Origin of the sequence: Larkinella soli (genome assembly GCF_003703975.1) — a bacterium.
Taxonomy (GTDB): domain Bacteria; phylum Bacteroidota; class Bacteroidia; order Cytophagales; family Spirosomataceae; genus Larkinella; species Larkinella soli.
Genome location: NZ_QTJY01000010.1, coordinates 62,508 through 78,935, shown reverse-complemented (window position 1 = coordinate 78,935; position 16,428 = coordinate 62,508). Strand labels below are relative to the sequence as shown.

The 16,428-nt window shown below is 55.7% G+C and carries 15 protein-coding genes; 6 read left to right on the top strand and 9 right to left on the bottom strand.

Translation table 11 applies throughout. From position 1 onward, the window contains the following. Positions 1 to 100 precede the first annotated feature (100 nt). Positions 101 to 718, bottom strand: coding sequence for a hypothetical protein (locus tag DX909_RS17815; protein ID WP_128546558.1), 618 nt, complete (start codon positions 716 to 718; stop codon positions 101 to 103). A gap of 587 nt (positions 719 to 1,305) precedes the next feature. Beyond that, positions 1,306 to 1,893, bottom strand: a complete 588-nt coding sequence (gene msrA, locus DX909_RS17810; RefSeq protein ID WP_128546557.1) for a peptide-methionine (S)-S-oxide reductase MsrA — start codon at positions 1,891 to 1,893, stop codon at positions 1,306 to 1,308. Between the two features lie 290 nt (positions 1,894 to 2,183). Between msrA and DX909_RS17805 the strand changes: the two genes are divergently transcribed. From DX909_RS17805 to DX909_RS17795, 3 genes are all read left to right on the top strand, one after another. Then, complete coding sequence (locus DX909_RS17805; protein ID WP_229311098.1) at positions 2,184 to 3,086, top strand: PPK2 family polyphosphate kinase; 903 nt, start codon at positions 2,184 to 2,186, stop codon at positions 3,084 to 3,086. A 109-nt stretch (positions 3,087 to 3,195) separates the two neighbouring features. After that, positions 3,196 to 4,176 (top strand): glycosyltransferase family 2 protein, encoded by a 981-nt coding sequence (locus DX909_RS17800; RefSeq protein ID WP_128546556.1) that lies wholly within the window; start codon positions 3,196 to 3,198, stop codon positions 4,174 to 4,176. Between the two features lie 37 nt (positions 4,177 to 4,213). Beyond that, positions 4,214 to 5,800 carry a hypothetical protein gene (locus DX909_RS17795; protein WP_128546555.1) on the top strand — a complete coding sequence of 529 codons (1,587 nt, stop codon included), beginning with the start codon at positions 4,214 to 4,216 and terminating at the stop codon, positions 5,798 to 5,800. Here the strand turns inward: DX909_RS17795 and DX909_RS17790 are convergent. The 5 genes from DX909_RS17790 to DX909_RS17770 all read right to left on the bottom strand — a co-directional run bounded on the left by DX909_RS17790 (position 5,712) and on the right by DX909_RS17770 (position 9,490). Next, a complete protein-coding gene (locus DX909_RS17790) occupies positions 5,712 to 6,566 on the bottom strand; it encodes a TraB/GumN family protein (RefSeq protein ID WP_128546554.1) in 855 nt (284 codons plus the stop codon). The two genes, DX909_RS17795 and DX909_RS17790, sit on opposite strands and share 89 nt — an antisense overlap. A gap of 28 nt (positions 6,567 to 6,594) precedes the next feature. After that, positions 6,595 to 7,017: an ABA4-like family protein gene (locus tag DX909_RS17785; protein ID WP_128546553.1), complete on the bottom strand. Its 423-nt coding sequence runs from the start codon at positions 7,015 to 7,017 to the stop codon at positions 6,595 to 6,597. 104 nt (positions 7,018 to 7,121) lie between these two features. Then, positions 7,122 to 7,934: an SMP-30/gluconolactonase/LRE family protein gene (locus tag DX909_RS17780; protein ID WP_128546552.1), complete on the bottom strand. Its 813-nt coding sequence runs from the start codon at positions 7,932 to 7,934 to the stop codon at positions 7,122 to 7,124. A gap of 233 nt (positions 7,935 to 8,167) precedes the next feature. Continuing rightward, positions 8,168 to 8,788, bottom strand: a complete 621-nt coding sequence (locus DX909_RS17775; protein WP_128546551.1) for a hypothetical protein — start codon at positions 8,786 to 8,788, stop codon at positions 8,168 to 8,170. Between the two features lie 75 nt (positions 8,789 to 8,863). After that, on the bottom strand, positions 8,864 to 9,490 hold the full coding sequence (locus tag DX909_RS17770; RefSeq protein ID WP_128546550.1) for an MgtC/SapB family protein: 627 nt from the start codon (positions 9,488 to 9,490) through the stop codon (positions 8,864 to 8,866). Positions 9,491 to 9,570: 80 nt separating this feature from the next. Here DX909_RS17770 and uvrA point away from each other — a divergent pair, with 80 nt between their 5' ends. The 3 genes from uvrA to DX909_RS17750 all read left to right on the top strand — a co-directional run bounded on the left by uvrA (position 9,571) and on the right by DX909_RS17750 (position 13,538). Further along, positions 9,571 to 12,498 (top strand): excinuclease ABC subunit UvrA, encoded by a 2,928-nt coding sequence (gene uvrA / locus DX909_RS17765; RefSeq protein WP_128546549.1) that lies wholly within the window; start codon positions 9,571 to 9,573, stop codon positions 12,496 to 12,498. Positions 12,499 to 12,889: 391 nt separating this feature from the next. Beyond that, complete coding sequence (locus DX909_RS17755; RefSeq protein ID WP_128546548.1) at positions 12,890 to 13,108, top strand: DUF2442 domain-containing protein; 219 nt, start codon at positions 12,890 to 12,892, stop codon at positions 13,106 to 13,108. A gap of 166 nt (positions 13,109 to 13,274) precedes the next feature. Further along, positions 13,275 to 13,538 (top strand): DUF2442 domain-containing protein, encoded by a 264-nt coding sequence (locus DX909_RS17750; protein ID WP_128546547.1) that lies wholly within the window; start codon positions 13,275 to 13,277, stop codon positions 13,536 to 13,538. 3 nt (positions 13,539 to 13,541) lie between these two features. On the opposite strand, the gene DX909_RS17745 is transcribed toward DX909_RS17750, so the two are convergent. Next, positions 13,542 to 14,657, bottom strand: a complete 1,116-nt coding sequence (locus tag DX909_RS17745; protein ID WP_128546546.1) for a Gfo/Idh/MocA family protein — start codon at positions 14,655 to 14,657, stop codon at positions 13,542 to 13,544. Positions 14,658 to 14,719: 62 nt separating this feature from the next. Beyond that, positions 14,720 to 16,204, bottom strand: a complete 1,485-nt coding sequence (locus DX909_RS17740) for a S41 family peptidase (protein ID WP_128546545.1) — start codon at positions 16,202 to 16,204, stop codon at positions 14,720 to 14,722. Positions 16,205 to 16,428: the final 224 nt, after the last annotated feature.

Genomic DNA, 16,428 nt, shown 5'->3' with positions numbered 1-16,428 from the left:
TTAACAACAAAAAGATTAATGTACGTTCATTATACAATAATAACTCTTAGATTTTTACTGATTCATATCTCATTACTATATTATTAACATTCAAGTTGGCTTAATGCTTTTGATGAGCCAATATTTGGTCAAGTGCTGGTTCGAGTTCCTGGGGGAAACGAATACCCTGCCTTTTTTCGTCGGCCATATAAACTAAACAACGTCTCTCATCATTCATAAAGGCGTTAAATTTGTCGTGCCACTGGTTAAGATGAGTTCTTAGTAGATTTAGTTGCGCTTCCAATATGGCCCATTTCGAGTCGGAGAGATTATTCAATTTATATATTTCGTTTTTCTTTAGCCAAACCATCATCTCTTCATTTACCCTCTTTAAAGAATTCATGGTTGTGCTTCGGATTAACGAGAATAGTTCTCGTTCCTCAGGTGTAAACTTTTCGTAAAGCCGATGGAAAGTTTCATCAAAACCAAGACTGTTAGGTGTTTCTTGAGGGATTCGACTGGTTAATAACTTCATTAACTGTTTAGCTTTGTAGTTTTGATCGTGGAATATACTTTCTGATTCACTCAGTAGAGTCTTAAGCTTGTACATTTCATCAAAGACATCCTTGCGATTTTTCCGTTGTGCCTTGAAATTGTCAAAAAGTAATTTTCCAAAAAAGCCCAGGAAAGCGAAAAACGCATTAGCTAACCAGTCTGGGATAGAGTTTAATACATCCATATTTTATGAAGAAGAATATTAGGAATACGTTGTGAACCGTTTTATTAATTTAAAAATACTTTTTGTCAATGGGTGAATTTTTTATTGTTCGGTGTAGTAAATCTTTTGAGTATTTATCTGTATGGAAGATTTCTTCAGAAATTGTAATATTTTAGGTCTTTACAAAGTGCCTATGTTATTATCCTTCTAAATAGTAATCAGGATAAGATTAATGCTGGCGCCTTTAATTATTGTCACTTTATGTAAAATGTATTAATTAATATGAAAATATTATCACAAAACTTAAAGTGTATCAAAATGAGTTAAAACGACTCCTTTTTACCGGTAATTTATTGGAATTTAAGTGAAAAGGCTCGTCAGTCTATAAATAGGCGCTGGTGATTAATAGACAGGCTTTTCAAGCCGTGTTGTTTTTGTGATTTTTACCACGCTGAAGATCAAATTTGTGCCTCGGCTGTTTTTGATCTTAATAGGACAGGGCAAAGCATAAACAGTGGATATTCAAACTAACCACATAATCAGCATACAAGAAGTAACAAAATGAAAAAAGGCCCCGATCGGGGCCTTTTTTCATTTTGTTCGAAGCCTTAATGACTTGATGCTACTTTACTCTGCGGCTTCAGTTTCTCTTTGAATACCTTTTTGAACTTGTCCAGTTTCGGTGCGATTACGAAGGCGCAGTAACCCTGGTCGGGGTTGTTGGCATAATACTCCTGGTGGTAGTCTTCGGCCACGTAGAAGGTGTCGGCTGCGCTGACCTCCGTTACGATCGGTTTGTCATAGGCGCCCGAAGCGTTCAGTTCCTTCTTCGCCTTTTCGGCCAGTTGTTTCTGCTCGTCGTTGTGATAGAAAATCACCGAGCGGTATTGCGTGCCGACGTCGGCCCCCTGCCGGTTGAGCGAGGTCGGGTCGTGGCTGCGGAAAAAGGCTTCCAGCAATTCGGCATACGTTACCTTTTTCGGGTCATAGGTGACCTCAACGCACTCCGCGTGGCCGGTGTTTCCGGTGCAGACTTCCTTGTACGTCGGATTGGCCTTCGTACCGCCCTCATACCCTGAAACGGCACTGACGACGCCGTCCAGGGATTCGAACATGGCTTCCGTACACCAGAAGCAGCCGGTACCGAAAGTAGCTTTTTCAAGACCTGCGGGCAATGCGGTGTTGTTGGTATTCATACTTTTGGATTTTGCTTGTGAGGCTGATGTTTGTTTGGATGACTGGGCACAGGACGTAGACGCAAGCAGCGGCAGCAGGGCCACCATCCAGGTCGTCAGAGCTTTTAGAGTCGGATGATTAAACATATCGGGATGCTGAGGGTTTTTATCCGGAAAAGAAGTCGTCCAGAATGGACGACTGCACCTATTTACGCTGAAATCGAACCTTTGGTTTTTAGTAAACATAAAGTTTACTCCGCCGGTTCGCCGACGCCATAATTGCTCTTTTACGAACTTTACCCGAGCTTCCCTTGGATACTGAAACGACACCTCTGCCCCTGAAAACGAACCCCTTCCGCTACGACGGCCATGCCGGACCGTTCGCCATCGCCGACGCTCCTACCCGCATCGACGACCTCTACCAGGACGAGGAGGAGTATGAACGCATGCTGCGGGGACTGACCCAGGAAATGAATGCGCTCCAGGAAAAAATGTTTGCGCATAACCGGTACGGCATGGTCGTGATCTTTCAGGCGATGGATGCCGCCGGAAAAGATAGTACCATCCAGCACGTCTTCTCGGGCGTCAACCCGCTGGGGCTGCGGGTACATTCCTTTAAGCGACCCAGTGAGCAGGAACTGGACCACGACTTCATGTGGCGCAATCTGGTCAGCCTGCCCCAACGCGGAATGATCGGTATTTTCAACCGGTCCTATTACGAGGAGGTGCTGGTCGTGAAGGTGCATCCCGACCTGCTGAGCCAGACGCAGCGCCTGCCCGAAGAACTGCTCGAAAAGCCGGAGAAGCTCTGGAAACACCGTTACCGCGACATTCGGAATCTGGAGAAATACCTGCACCGCAACGGCTTCCCGGTCGTGAAGTTCTTCCTGAACGTATCGAAGAAGGAGCAGGCCGAACGGCTCATTGAACGCATCGAAAACCCGACGAAGAACTGGAAATTCGACGATCAGGACGTGGTGGAGCGGGGCTTCTGGAAGGAATACATGCAGGCCTACGAGGATGCGATCAACGAAACGGCCACCGAACGGACGCCCTGGTTCGTCATTCCGGCCGACGACAAGAAAAATATGCGGCTGATCGTCGCCAAAATTCTGGTCGAGGAACTGAAGGCGCTGAAGATGGACTTCCCGAAAGTAAACAAACGCCAGCGGCAGACGCTCGAAGACCTCGTTCAGGTAATCAAAGCGCAATAACGGCACTTCAGACCGCTTAACTACCCGGTCGGCCGTCCAACTTTTGCGAAATGAAGGGACCTTCGTATTTTTACGGTAGTGTTACCGAACGCCGGCCGAGTTTAACTTTATGTCTACCCCATCGATTTCTGTCATTATTCCCTGTTTCAATGAGCAGGAGGTAATATCAGAAACCCACCGCCGGCTTTCGCAAGTGCTGAAGGCGGGCTTTTCGACGTATGAACTGTTGTTTATCGATGACGGCAGTTCGGACAACACCCCACTGATTCTGAACCGGCTGCAGAAAGAAGATAACTGTACCCGGGTGATCACCTTTTCCCGTAATTTCGGTCATCAGCCGGCGGTTTCGGCCGGTATACAGCATTGCCGGGGCGAGCTGGCGGTGATTATGGACGCCGACCTGCAGGACCCGCCTGAATTGATTCCGGAGATGGTCGCCCTCCTCAAACACGAACAATGCAACGTCGTTTACGGGGTCCGGACGGCCCGGAGGGGAGAGTCGTGGTTCAAGAGCCTGACCGCCAAACTGTTTTACCGCCTGATCAACCGCCTTTCCGATGTGCCGCTGCCGCTCGACAGCGGGGACTTCCGGCTGATCGATTCGGAGGTGATCCGGGCCTTTAGAACCCTGCCCGAACGCCGGAAATACGTTCGGGGCCTGATCAGCTGGATCGGTTTCAGGCAGGTGCCGATCTATTTTCACCGGACCGAACGCTTTGCGGGTTCGACCAAATATCCGCTGAGGAAAATGCTGCGTTTCGCCCGGACCAGCCTGCTGTATTTCAGCCACAAACCCCTTCGGATCGCTTCCTCGTTCGGGCTGATCAGCGTCGGTATCTCGCTGGCGTTCATCCTCTGGATTTTCTACCTCTGGATGTTTCGGCCGCAGGAACTCGTCCACGGGTGGTCGTCACTGCTGGTGGCGGTCGTATTTTTCGGAGGCATCCAGCTGCTCACCATCGGCATCCTCGGCGAATACCTGAGCAGTATGTTCGACGAACTGAAAGGCCGACCCGAATTTATCATCCGGAGCGGCCATGAGACCAATTTCGAGCCGCCGGTGGAAGAAGAAGAAAATGCACACAGATAAGCAGTCGTCGGTGGCTCGAAAGACCCCGAACCATTCTATGTTCTCCGGGAAGAAACGCCAGGCCGTCAACGGGCTGCGTGTGGTTTCGCTGGGGTATCTGATGCTGCCGTCGCTCCTGTTTCTGGCCACCTGGGTCCGGCCGGCCGCCGGGAGCGTGTGCATTGGCCTGCTTCTGGCGTCGGCGATTCTGCTGCTGCGGAACGGAACCCGGTTTTCGGATGCGTCCTACCCGGCGCTGACTCCCCGGAACCTGACCGGTGTCGGCCTGCTGACCCTCGGGCTGTCGGTGGCCTTCGGGATGGGTGAGTTTACGCGGCAGGTGCTTGATTTCCATACCAATAATTACAAGTACTACGATCTGGCGCAACTGGAGTGGCCGGTTTTCTACCGGGACTATCAGGCCTATCTCTGCTACTACATCGCCTATTATCTGCCGGTGTCCTGGGTCTGCAAGTTCGTCGGGCTGGAGTGGGGGCGGTATCTGTCGCTGGGATGGTCGTGGCTTGGAATCGGGCTGGCTTTCGCCTGGGTGCTGCCGTTCGCCGGCCGGAAGCCGTGGCTGTTTCTGGTCCTGCTGCTGCTTTTCAGCGACTCCTGGATCTTCATCAAAATGCTCCGGATGGCGGACCTGGCCGGGCCGTATCTGCCGCCCAACTACATCGACATTCACGGGTTCCGGCTGTTTGCCTACGCGCCCTACAACGACCAGATTGCCTGGGCGCCCCAGCACCTGATTCCGGCCCTGATCGCCGGGATGTATCTGACGTTTCTGAACCTGAACCGGGCCCGGTGGTGGGGGGTAGAAGTTGCCCTGCTGATGGGCAGCTGCGTGTTGTGGAGTCCGCTGGCGGTGATCGGCTGCCTGCCCTTCGTGCTGTTTCTGCTCTGGAAATACCGGGTTTCGCTCCTGCACGACGGTTTCCAGCTGCTGGTGATGGCAGTTGTGACGGCCGGTTTTCTGCCGGTTTTGTCGTATCTGGTCAGCACCGACGCCATGTCGATTGCTTCCACCAATATGTTTATCTGGGAAACCGGGGAGCCGTCCTGGCCGTTGTATTACCTGTTTTTCGTGGGGGCGAACTTCGCCGTCTGGATTCCGCTGGTGCTGGGCGCCGACCGTGCGGTCCGGCCCTGGTTCTGGGTGGCGCAGGCGTCTCTGGCTCTGCTGCCGCTCTACCGGATCGGGGTTTACAACGACCTGCTGACCCGGGGCAGTGTGCCGGCGGTCAGTGTCGTGGCGGTGCTGGTGGTGCGGCAGCTCATCGAGTTTAAAAACCACCGGCGCGGGCTGTATGGGCTGTTTGTCGTCTTTTTCGCCGTCAATGCCCTGTCGCCCCTCCGGTTTTTTACCCGGCTTTTTCCATTCACTCCCCCCGACAATACCATCGAACACCCGTTCCTGCTGGGCAGCGGCAACACCCTCGATTACTTAGCGAAGCAATACGGCGGGCCGACGGCGGCCCGCCAGTACATCCTGAAGAAAGATTCGGGTTTTGAGCGGTATTTCCTCCGGCAAACCGGGCGCGGGGCAGGTGTTACATCGGCTCCACCTTATAGCCGGCCTTCTTCATCAGTTCGATCAGCCCCTGCGGACCCGGCAGGTGCAGCGCCCCTACCGCGATGAAGGTAGGGCGGGCCGCCATCATACCCGGCAGCCGCTTCATCCAGTTCAGGTTCCGCTCGTCGACCAGGTAGGTCAGATCGCCGAAGGTGTCGCCGTATTTTTCGCTCAGTTTCCACATGGCCTGGAGGTCCTGCTTCAGGTAGAGTTCGGTGAGCGACTTTCCGGCCTTGCTCATCTCGTCTTTTTCCTTTACCATCTGCACCAGCTGCTGGGCCTGTTTCTCGACCGGATCATGGTCATACAGAAAAGTCATCTGCTCTTCCATGGTTTCCAGCGAGTTGATGTTCTTTCCGCGTTTGCGGCCGTCGCTGGCAAAATACAGGTCGAGCGGCAGACCGGTGAAGCGGCTGAGCGTATCCGACTCCTTCTGGGTGGTGGCCAGGCTGAGCATGGTGGCCGTCACGATGGGCTTCATCTGGTTGAAGAGGCCGAGGTCGTAGCCCGTCGCTTTTTTGAATTCGTCGGCCACCAGTTTGTAGTCGGCTTCGGGGAGCAGCTTGTTGAGGCTCGTATTGAGCATCATGGCCCGCATCATCATGGACAGCATGGCCGACGAGTCCACCTCCGTCTCGACCACCACGCCCTGGGCGCCCTCGTAGGCCGTCCGGACTTTGGGGTTCTGGTTGAGGTAACTGTCTTTCAGGATATGGTAAGTCCCGAACAGATAGGACGGCTGTTTGAGGCCGTTGCCCGACACTTTCCACAGCAGCGACTGCGAAAAGGCCGGGGCCGAAATCAGGAGCAGAAGAAAAGTAAGATTTTTCATACGGTTTGGTTTGGGCAGTTTAACCGGCTTACGGGCGCTTGCCCTTCGCCGAGCGGATCATCAGGTACAGCAGCAGCCCGGCCGGCCCCAGCATGAAACAGAAGATCAGGCAGGGAACCATCCACAGATGCGGGATTTTGCGTCGCTGGCTGCTGCGAAGCATCCAGCTGCCCACCGTCAGGTCGAAGGCCAGGTAATGAATCCAGCCGGCCAGCACCGCGCTATCCTGGGAGAACAACGTTTTTACGCCCTTTAACGTGCTGAAGGATTGCAAATCCAGCCCACTATTTCCGAAAAAAAGATAAAAGATGTAGGCCACCGCCAGCAGGGCCGGGATGGCGAGCGTCCTGGTCAGCCATTCGGTGGGTTTCCAGCGGGGAGCCGCGAGCATCAGAAGCCACTGCGGCAGCACCAGCGTATTGGCGATCTGAAAGACGGTATCGGTTGACATCGTGTGGTTTTGTTTGGGTCACCCACAAAGCAAACGATTCTGAAACAAAATCCTAATGTACCCTTCATTCGGTCCTGGTATGGCATTAGCCGCCCGGACCGAATTCAAACGATACTCAGCAGCTCGCCCTTCTCGCCTTCGGTAATGACCAGGCCGAGCCGCCCGGTGGGGTCGAAGGTGCAGTTGGTCGGATTCTGGCCGGGGAGGGGAATCGTCTCGACCAGCTCGCCGGTGGGTTTGTAAACCTGGAGACGGCTGCCGCCGTAAATGGCCGCGTAGATCCGGTTGTCGGGGCCCAGCGTGAGACCGTCGGGGCCGTGGCCGTCCGGACCGGTTTCCGCCCAGACCGTCGGGTTGATCCACTGAAGGCTGTTCGGGTCCCAGCGTCCGGCCCAGATGCGCTTGCGGTGCGTTTCCGCGATAAGCAGGGTATGTCCGTTCGGCAGAAAGGCCACGCCGTTGGGGTAAACGAGCCGGTCGGTGATCTTCCGGACTTCGCCCACGGGCGTACAGGCACACACATAGCCGTGGCTGTCGTCGTCGGAGGGGCCGGGGCAGGAAAAAATCAGGTTGCCGTCGGCGTCGGTGATCAGGTCGTTCGGCCAGTTGAGCGGCTCGTCGTCGACCCGGTCGATGATGATTTCCGGCTCCTGGCGGCCCTCCGGATCGGCACTTCGGTTCAGGCAGCGAATGGCCTGCAGGCCGGAGTCACAGAACCAGATGCGGTCGAGGTCGTCGATATACAGGCCGTTGGGGCGGCTTCCGCTGCCGGTAGGCACCCGCCCGGTGCTGCCGTCGGGTTTCAGCCAGAAGAGGCTCTCGCCGTTTTGCTCCACACACCAGAGCGTTCCGTCGGAAGTGAAGGACGGACCTTCCGGAAATTGCAGGCCCGTGGCAACCACGTTGATATTTTTCATGTCTTTCGTTTCAGATGGCGTTGTTTCGCCGTACGGTTATAAACCATAAAAACGGTATCCGGTTACTCGGAAAAACGGCAACCGGCGCTCATCTTGAACCGAATGCTGACGGGAGAGAGAAATTGTTGAATGATAGAGTTGTTGAATGATTGATGCGCTGCCATTCTTAGCACTGCGGAGCATTATTCAATCGCAACGGCGAACCGTCATTCAACAACTCAACAATTCTATCATTAGAAGAATGAAATTCGAATCACCCACGGACTGCCGTACACATAGGACGACAGGCTCGGGTTGGCGTTGTAATTCAGGTTGTAAAGCGCGGTCAGGTTGATGCCGAAGCGCCGGGAAATGGGCTGCATATAGGTCAACCCCACCAGCGGGGCCGTGACCCCGCTCCGGGCCGACCGGCTGCCCGTGTTCTGGTCGATCACCTGAATGCTGGTGTTTTCCACTTCCCCGTGGAGGTACAAATTCGGAACCAGCGACGGTACGACTTCATACATCCCGAAGGCGCGGCCGCCGAACTGGTTGGAGGTCGCTGGGTAATAGGGCGCTTTCTGACGGTAATACACATAATTGGCACCCACGCCCAGGATGGCGCGTTCCGAGGCCTGATAGGCGATCACCGGTGAAACCCCGATGCTGAACGGGTTGCCGATCCGGATGCCGCTGATGCCGCCCCCGAACCGCAGCCGCTGGCCGAACGGCAGGGGCCGGCCTTCCGGCGTCCGGGTTTTCAGCGGGTCCTTGCCCTGGTCCCGGCGTTCTTCCGGATCTTCGGTAATCTGCCCGAAGGCAACACTGCTGCTTACCAGCATGAGGGCCAATAAGCCTTTCTGTATGAGGTTCATAGAGTTGATTAATGAACAGAAAAATAGGAATCAGTATGTTAACGAACAAGAACGTTCCGGAAGTATTCCGGCCGCTTAAAACTCAACCTCCTTTACTTCCGAATCGTTCAGCAGTCGTTTGATGCATTTTTCGTGGGCTTTTTCCGGCCCCGTAACCTTCCATTTTCCGATGATGTCGGTGCCGATCCGCTGCTGTGAATCCCGCTGCGCCACCAGCCCGCAGTCTTCAAACTGCTTTTCGTAATGGTTCAGAGTTTTGTTTTTAAACTGCGTGACGATGCGGTATTGCCGGGTCTGGTTGATCCGGCCGATGCGATGGGAGATCCCCGTCAGCAGCAATAAAGTGGCGAAGATAGCTGCAAAACAGATGATGGCAATGTCGTAATAGCCACCGCCGATGGCCATGCCGAGGGCCGCCACCGCCCAGATGGTGGCGGCTGTGGTCAGGCCCTTGACGCTGGCTTCCTGCCGGTAGATGATTCCCGCCCCGAGAAAACCGATGCCGTTGACGATGTTGGCCGCAATGCGGTCATCGCCCAGTCGGACGGATACCATCGTGAAAGCCGCCGAACCGACGCAGATCAGGATGGTGGTCCGCAGACCGGCCGATTTGCTGCGATACTCCCGTTCGGCACCGACCAGACCGCCCAGCAGCATCGCCAGGAATAATTTTATGACTTCTTCTTTTTCGACGAACTCCATGTAAATCTCCGGATGCCGGTGGAAACCATAATACGTAAAAAACCGTTAGCCCAAAGATAGAGTTTTGCTAAATTTACAGAATGAATTTATCCGTAAGCCCGCCTGTTGACGGTACTTTTCAGTCGCCTGACGTTGAACGCCTTGACCCCAAAGAATATATCATTATCAAAGGCGCCCGGGTGCATAACCTGAAAAGCGTCGACGTGGCCATTCCCCGCAACAAACTGGTGGTGATCACCGGTCTTTCCGGATCGGGCAAGTCGTCCCTGGCCTTCGATACGCTGTTTGCCGAAGGGCAGCGGATGTATGTCGAGAGCCTCAGCAGCTACGCCCGCCAGTTTCTGGGGCGGATGGAAAAACCCGAAGTTGATTACATCAAGGGCGTGTCGCCGGCCATTGCCATCGAACAGAAAGTAACGACCCGCAACCCCCGCTCGACGGTTGGAACCACCACCGAAATTTACGATTACCTTAAACTTCTCTTTGCCCGCACCGGGGTCACCTACTCGCCGGTTTCGGGCCGGGAGGTACGGAAAGATACGGTGACGGATGTGGTCGATTTTCTGTATACCTACGAAGACGGCCAGCGGGTGCTGATCATGGCTCCGCTCCATATCCGCGACGGCCGCACACTGTCCGACGAGCTGAAAATTCTGCTCCAGAAAGGCTACACCCGGATCGTGGCCGACGGACAGGTCCTGTTCATCGAAGAACTGCTGGAAGACCGGGACCGTACGGCGGCCATTCAGCAGGAAACCGGCGACCTCGAAATCCTGATTGACCGGGGCAGCGTGCAGCACGGTGACGAAGACAACCAGTACCGGTTTTCGGATTCGGTGCAGACCGCCTTCAACGAGGGCGAGGGCATCTGCCGCGTGGACGTGATCGGGAAGGAGTCCCGCACGTTTTCGGACAAGTTCGAACTGGACGGCATCGTCTTCGAGGAGCCGAGCGTCAACCTTTTTACCTTCAACAACCCCTACGGCGCCTGCCGCCGGTGCGACGGCTTCGGCAAGGTGCTGGGCATCGACCCGGATCTGGTCATCCCGGATAAGAATCTCTCCGTGTTCGAGGGGGCCATCGCGCCCTGGCGGAGTGAAAAAATGAGCGAGGAGTTTCTGAAACCGCTGCTGAAAAACGGCATCCGCTTCGACTTCCCGATTCATCGCCCCTATAAAGACCTGACCCAGCAGCAGAAAGACACGCTCTGGACCGGAAACCAATATTTTACCGGTCTGAACGGCTTTTTCGATTTTGTCGAGAGCCAGACCTTCAAGGTGCAATACCGGGTGATGCTCTCGCGCTACCGGGGCAAAACCACCTGCCCCGAGTGCCGGGGATCGCGGCTGCGCCGGGATGCCAGCTATGTCCTGATCGACGGCATCCCTACCAAAGGTAAATCCATCACCGATATCGTGCTGATGCCGATCACCGAATCGGCGGCTTTTTTCCGGAATCTCGAACTGGCCCCGCATCAGCAGGAAGTCGGTAAACGGCTGCTGACCGAAATCCGCAACCGGCTCGACTACATGGAGCGAGTCGGCCTGGGCTACCTGACACTCAACCGACTGACCAGTTCGCTATCCGGCGGTGAATACCAGCGTATTAAGCTGGCGACCTCGCTCGGCAGCGCCCTCGTGGGATCGATGTACATCCTCGACGAACCGAGCATCGGCCTGCACCCGCGGGACACCCGCCGGCTGGTCGGCGTGCTGGAACTGCTGCGCGATCTGGGCAACACCGTCATCGTCGTCGAACACGAGGAGGAGGTGATGCGCGCGGCCGACCAACTGATCGACATCGGGCCGGATGCCGGCGTCAACGGCGGCCATCTGGTTTTTCAGGGAACCTGGGACGAAATCAGCCGGCTCGGCCTGTCCGCCCGCCCCTCCCTGAATGGCGACGCCGACAGCTTCGAATCGGGGCTGCATTCCTATACCATCGATTTTCTGACCGGAAAAGAGCAGGTGCCGGTGCCCCGGTTTCGCCGGAAAGCCACCCACTGGATCGAGGTGAACGGCGCCCGGGAGAATAACCTGAAAGACGTGGACGTACGGTTCCCGCTGAACACGCTCACCGTCGTGACCGGTGTCAGCGGCTCCGGTAAGTCGACCCTGATCCGGAAGGTGCTTTATCCCGGCCTGATGCGGCTGAAAGGCGACGGCTCCGAGGAGGCCGGCAAACACGACAGCCTCGGCGGCAGCCTCGACCGGGTTTCGGCCGTCGAGATGATCGACCAGAACCCGATCGGTAAATCGTCGCGCTCCAACCCCGTGACCTACATCAAGGCGTATGATTACCTCCGTCAGGTCATGGCCGAGCAGCCGGTGGCGAAGGCGAGGGGGTACAAACCGTCGCACTTCTCGTTCAACGTCGACGGCGGCCGCTGCGAGGTGTGCCAGGGCGAAGGCGAGGTCAAGATCGAGATGCAGTTCATGGCCGACATCTTCCTGAAATGCGAAGGCTGTAACGGCAAACGCTTCAAGCAGGAGGTGCTGGAAGTGACCCTCGAAGGCAAAAACGTCTCCGACATCCTGGAAATGACCGTCGACGAGTCCATCGGGTTCTTCAAAAAAGCCGAGCAGAAGATGGTGGAGAAGCTGCTGCCGCTGCAGGAGGTGGGCCTGGGGTACATCACGCTCGGCCAGTCGTCGAACACGCTGTCGGGCGGGGAGGCCCAGCGCGTCAAGCTGGCGTCGTTCCTCGGCAAAGGCAACGCCAACAAGGGCAGCACCCTGTTCATCTTCGACGAACCGACGACGGGTCTGCACTTCCACGACATCCGCAAACTGCTGAAAGCCATCAATGCGCTGGTCGATCAGGGAGATTCGGTCATCATCATCGAACACAATACCGAGGTCATCAAATCCGCCGACTACATCATCGACCTGGGCCCCGAGGGCGGGGACGCCGGCGGCTACGTCACCTTCACCGGCACCCCGGAAGAACTGGTGCGGCTGCCCGAGGGCGAAAACTACACGGCCGAGTTTTTGAAGGGGAAGGTGTAAGATTTCCTCCGGGAAATTCTAATTTTGAGGATGCCCACCGTTCTGTTTATCAGAGGTTACCGTTTTTTCTTTTATATGAATAAACATGAGCCGATTCATGTTCAGGTGGCCTAAGCCGAATGCGAAGCCCGGTTTGTACTGGTTCCGCACATCGACATGACCTTCAGCAAAGGCTCTAAGAAAAACGAAATCAGGGAAATTGTGGATTTAATCATCGAGCATTATGACACCCTCTTATCCGCCTGGATCGCGACCTTAGGTAAGTAGCCGCCTGGCCACTTTTCTCGAAACCGATCCTTCGCTTACGGTTGAGGGAGATGAAATTGATGAGCTGATTCGCAGAGAGGGCCTGCGAATCAGCCGGTTTGCTTATTTCCGTGACCTGGACCTGATGATCGTCATTCTCAATAATCGCCGGATTATCAGCCGTCTGCTCTCCAGTTATGCACTCCTGAACAATGCTGCCGACGACCAACTGACCGAGTATGAATTATCGGACTCCGGTATTCATTGGCCGGCTTTAGATGCCGACTTGAGCCGGCGTGGGTTGTTGATGGAAGAAATCAAAAGCAATTTTCAGTCGCTTAGTTTCCCGAAATCAGCAGCCTAAGCACTATTCGGAATGCCGGTAATTTCTATGTTTTATGGGCTTATTATTACGATGTATTACTTTGATAATTAGCAGCACAAACTACCTCATTTTCATGTGCGTTTTGGGATGACGAAGCGGTTTTTGCGATGATTATTCCCGATTGACCCTTTAAAATGAACTGACTATGAATCCACGAGTGGTTTCGGTCGTTCCCTTGCCTGATTACTGCCTGGAACTGCATTTCACGAATCAGGAGAAGCGTTTTTTTAACGTGAAGCCTTACCTCTCTTTTGGTATTTTCAGTGAATTGAAGGATGGAAACTTGTTCAATAGGGTGAAATCCGGTAACGGAGGGGTCTGGTGGCCCAATGACATCGATCTGGGGCCAAATACTCTTTATCTGGAAAGTGTATCCGACCTGGTAGAATTGAACAGCCGCTTAGGTTGAGGTTCACTTTCGGTGCGCCAGCCGGTCGGCTTCGACGGCCGTCAGCAGGGAGGTCAGGCCATTTTGTTCCGTGATTTTGCGGTGCGTGCCGGGGTATCGGATCGCCGTGGTCTGTTCGCGGAACATGAGCCGGAGGAGGTCGCCGTAAAGGTGCATCTTTTCCTCGTCGAAACCGTACGAAAGCCGGATGTTCTGGTAGACGTCGAACGCCTTGAACCGCCCGCGCACCGCCCTCCCGCTGCCGCCGTAATTGGCCGTGACGTCCAGCCGCGCCCCCGGAAACAGATCCATCAGTTCCCGCGTAGCCGTCTCGTCGACCAGCGCCCGGACCACCGCCCGCGTCGGCACCCACTCGTGCAGCGTCACGTCTCCCTTCTCGAACAGAAGCCGCATCTCCTGGCGGTCCATACGCCCCGGCTGCGTGAAGCCGTGGTAAAAATTGACGAGCGCATCGCCGTACCGGACCGTCGCGTTGACCTGCTCTTCGACGCCTGACCCTTCCCGCACGCAGACCTGCGCCGACTCCACCCGTCCTTCGCCGAGCCAGCCCGCGAACAGGTCAAAGAAGTGGACGCCGTGTTCGATGAAAATACCGCCACTCCTGCCGCGGTCCCAGAACCAGTGCTGCGGAGACAGCCCCTCGTCGGACGCATAATTTTCGAAATAACCGTGCAGAAACTCGCCCAGAATCTTCCTGTCGACCAGCGTCCGGATGCGTTCATACATGGGGTTGTAGCGCTGCATGAGGTTGGTGATCATGAGCAGGCCCCGGCTTTCGGCGTAGCCGACCATCTCACGGCCCTGCTCCTCGTTCATCGCCAGCGGCTTTTCGCAGATGACGTGCTTGCCCGCCCGAAGCGCCTGCATCGACTGTTCGTAGTGCAGAAAGGGCGGGGTGGCGATATAAACGATATCGAGGCCGGGCTGGGCGAGGAGTTCGTCGATGGTGTCGTAGTGAACGGCTCCGAAGCGATTCGCGGCCCGGGTGGCCTCGTCGCGGTGCGAACCGGCGATACCGATCAGTTTCATGTGGGGAACCTGCATGAAGTGCTGGGTGGCAAACAGGCCGAAGCCGCCGAAACCGATCACCCCCAGTCCTAATTCCTTGTGTTCACTCATATGGAAAGAGTTCAGTACCGAAGAGTTAACTACCAAACCCGCCGAACTGTTGGGCCATACGCTCAGGGCGTCGCCACCGTCCCGACCAGGTTCTTCTCTACCCGGGAAGCGACTTTACCCCGCTTGATGAGCCAGAAGGTGTACTGCATGGCGTAATCCCGGCCTTCCAGGATGTCGTCGTAAGTCCGCTCTATCGGAAAATCCGGCTCCACGGTAAAACCGTTGGCGTTTTTCGGATCGACGGCGTGAGCCAGCCGCTTCAACGGAATAGTGACGCGCAGGCCGGAGTTGGGCAGGATGACGGTCTTGAACTGTCCGGCAAAATCCCCCCAGTAGGCCCCTCCGCAGGCTTCACCCACGAACGTTCCCAGACCGGCATTGAGGGTATGAACCAGCACGGTGGCCGTGGCCGAATACGAAGCGCCGTTGACGAGAAAATACAGTTTGCCGTCGTACCGGTATTTTTTTCGGGGCCGGTAGGGGCGGGCCGTGAAGCGTTCGGTGTACCCGCCGGTCGTATCGGGTTTGTAGAAAATCGGGAAAACCGCCCACGAGAAGGGGTTGTACCACTTGACGAACGCCTGCCGGACGTCGTGTTTCATGGTTTCACGCTCCATGACCCGGAAGGGCCCGGGCATCCAGTATTGCAGCAGCCGGGCCGCATTCACCACGACCCCGCCCCCGTTGCTCCGCACATCGACGACCAGGTTCCGGACCTCCTTTTCCTGAATCTGCCGGAAGGCCCGTTTGAGCCTCCGGCTGAATTTACCCGTCGCCAGATCGACCGGCGAACTGCTGAAGGTCGAGATGCGGAGAACCGCCGTCCGGTCGAGGCTGTCGACCATCCGCACCGAAAGGTTGGGGCTGCTGTTGATCTCTTTCCGATACCGCTTTTTCAGGTTGGCTTCGAGCACGCTGCCGGTTTCGCAGTGGAGCCAGCGGGTGCGCTGGCTCGTGTCGGCCGGCAGACGGTAGGTGATTAGAACGGAATCCCGCGAGCCGAACCAGTCGGTATAGTAGCCGGGAAAATTCGCCAGGCTCCGGAACCGCCGGCCGGTGCGGTTGTCGCCGTCGGAGCCGCTGCGGTCGGTGTCCTGCAGAAGCCGGTGCAGGTCGACCACCGTCTGTCCGTCGATGCGGAGGAGTTCGGTTCCGCGGACGAGCGTCGAGTCGTCCGACAGGTTGTGGGAGATGTAATAGCGGTCACCGGCCTGCCGGAGAAAGAACGGCAGCGTCCGGTTGTTTTTACTGTTCCGGTTCCGGCGGTGGTGCAGCGAGGTATGGCCGTCTTTCAGCCCGGCGATCAGGGGAGTAACCTCCCGAAAAAAAGTCTGGTAGTCGACCGGTTGCGTCAGCCGGTTGCTCAGGGAATCATACAGCCGGTCGAAGTCCGGTTGAGACAGGTAATAGCCGACGCCCGGATGCAGCCGGTCGAGCTTCTTTTTCAGGAACTGCACGTCTTCGCGGGCCTGCTCGGGCGTCAGGGTCTGCGCGCGCAGGGGAAAGATCACCAGCAGGGTCAGGAATGTCGTCAGCAAACTCTTCATACGGCAATGCGGAACGGGGCCCACGGTATTTAACGTCCGAAACAGGCGGCTTATTGGCAAAGATTTACATGTTTTCGGGTTTGCACCATCCTGCCCGGAAAAGTAGGTTTCATACTACAGGCCGTGCCTTTCGGGACTGGTTTCCGACGGTTCGTCATTTTTTTGTCCTACGGCATAGGGGCATTGCCGACCTTTGCTGTCGTACAACAAAAGAACGTACCAAA

What these genes read in the sequence shown, in the direction of transcription:
- DX909_RS17775 (WP_128546551.1), bottom strand. Translation starts at nt 8,788, where the DNA reads ATGAACCTCATACAGAAAGGCTTATTGGCCCTCATGCTGGTAAGCAGC.
- DX909_RS17790 (WP_128546554.1), bottom strand. Translation starts at nt 6,566, where the DNA reads ATGAAAAATCTTACTTTTCTTCTGCTCCTGATTTCGGCCCCGGCCTTT.
- DX909_RS17780 (WP_128546552.1), bottom strand. Translation starts at nt 7,934, where the DNA reads ATGAAAAATATCAACGTGGTTGCCACGGGCCTGCAATTTCCGGAAGGT.
- DX909_RS17750 (WP_128546547.1), top strand. Translation starts at nt 13,275, where the DNA reads ATGAATCCACGAGTGGTTTCGGTCGTTCCCTTGCCTGATTACTGCCTG.
- DX909_RS17815 (WP_128546558.1), bottom strand. Translation starts at nt 718, where the DNA reads ATGGATGTATTAAACTCTATCCCAGACTGGTTAGCTAATGCGTTTTTC.
- DX909_RS17800 (WP_128546556.1), top strand. Translation starts at nt 3,196, where the DNA reads ATGTCTACCCCATCGATTTCTGTCATTATTCCCTGTTTCAATGAGCAG.
- DX909_RS17795 (WP_128546555.1), top strand. Translation starts at nt 4,214, where the DNA reads ATGTTCTCCGGGAAGAAACGCCAGGCCGTCAACGGGCTGCGTGTGGTT.
- DX909_RS17770 (WP_128546550.1), bottom strand. Translation starts at nt 9,490, where the DNA reads ATGGAGTTCGTCGAAAAAGAAGAAGTCATAAAATTATTCCTGGCGATG.
- DX909_RS17745 (WP_128546546.1), bottom strand. Translation starts at nt 14,657, where the DNA reads ATGAGTGAACACAAGGAATTAGGACTGGGGGTGATCGGTTTCGGCGGC.
- DX909_RS17740 (WP_128546545.1), bottom strand. Translation starts at nt 16,204, where the DNA reads ATGAAGAGTTTGCTGACGACATTCCTGACCCTGCTGGTGATCTTTCCC.
- msrA (WP_128546557.1), bottom strand. Translation starts at nt 1,893, where the DNA reads ATGAATACCAACAACACCGCATTGCCCGCAGGTCTTGAAAAAGCTACT.
- uvrA (WP_128546549.1), top strand. Translation starts at nt 9,571, where the DNA reads ATGAATTTATCCGTAAGCCCGCCTGTTGACGGTACTTTTCAGTCGCCT.
- DX909_RS17785 (WP_128546553.1), bottom strand. Translation starts at nt 7,017, where the DNA reads ATGTCAACCGATACCGTCTTTCAGATCGCCAATACGCTGGTGCTGCCG.
- DX909_RS17755 (WP_128546548.1), top strand. Translation starts at nt 12,890, where the DNA reads ATGATCGTCATTCTCAATAATCGCCGGATTATCAGCCGTCTGCTCTCC.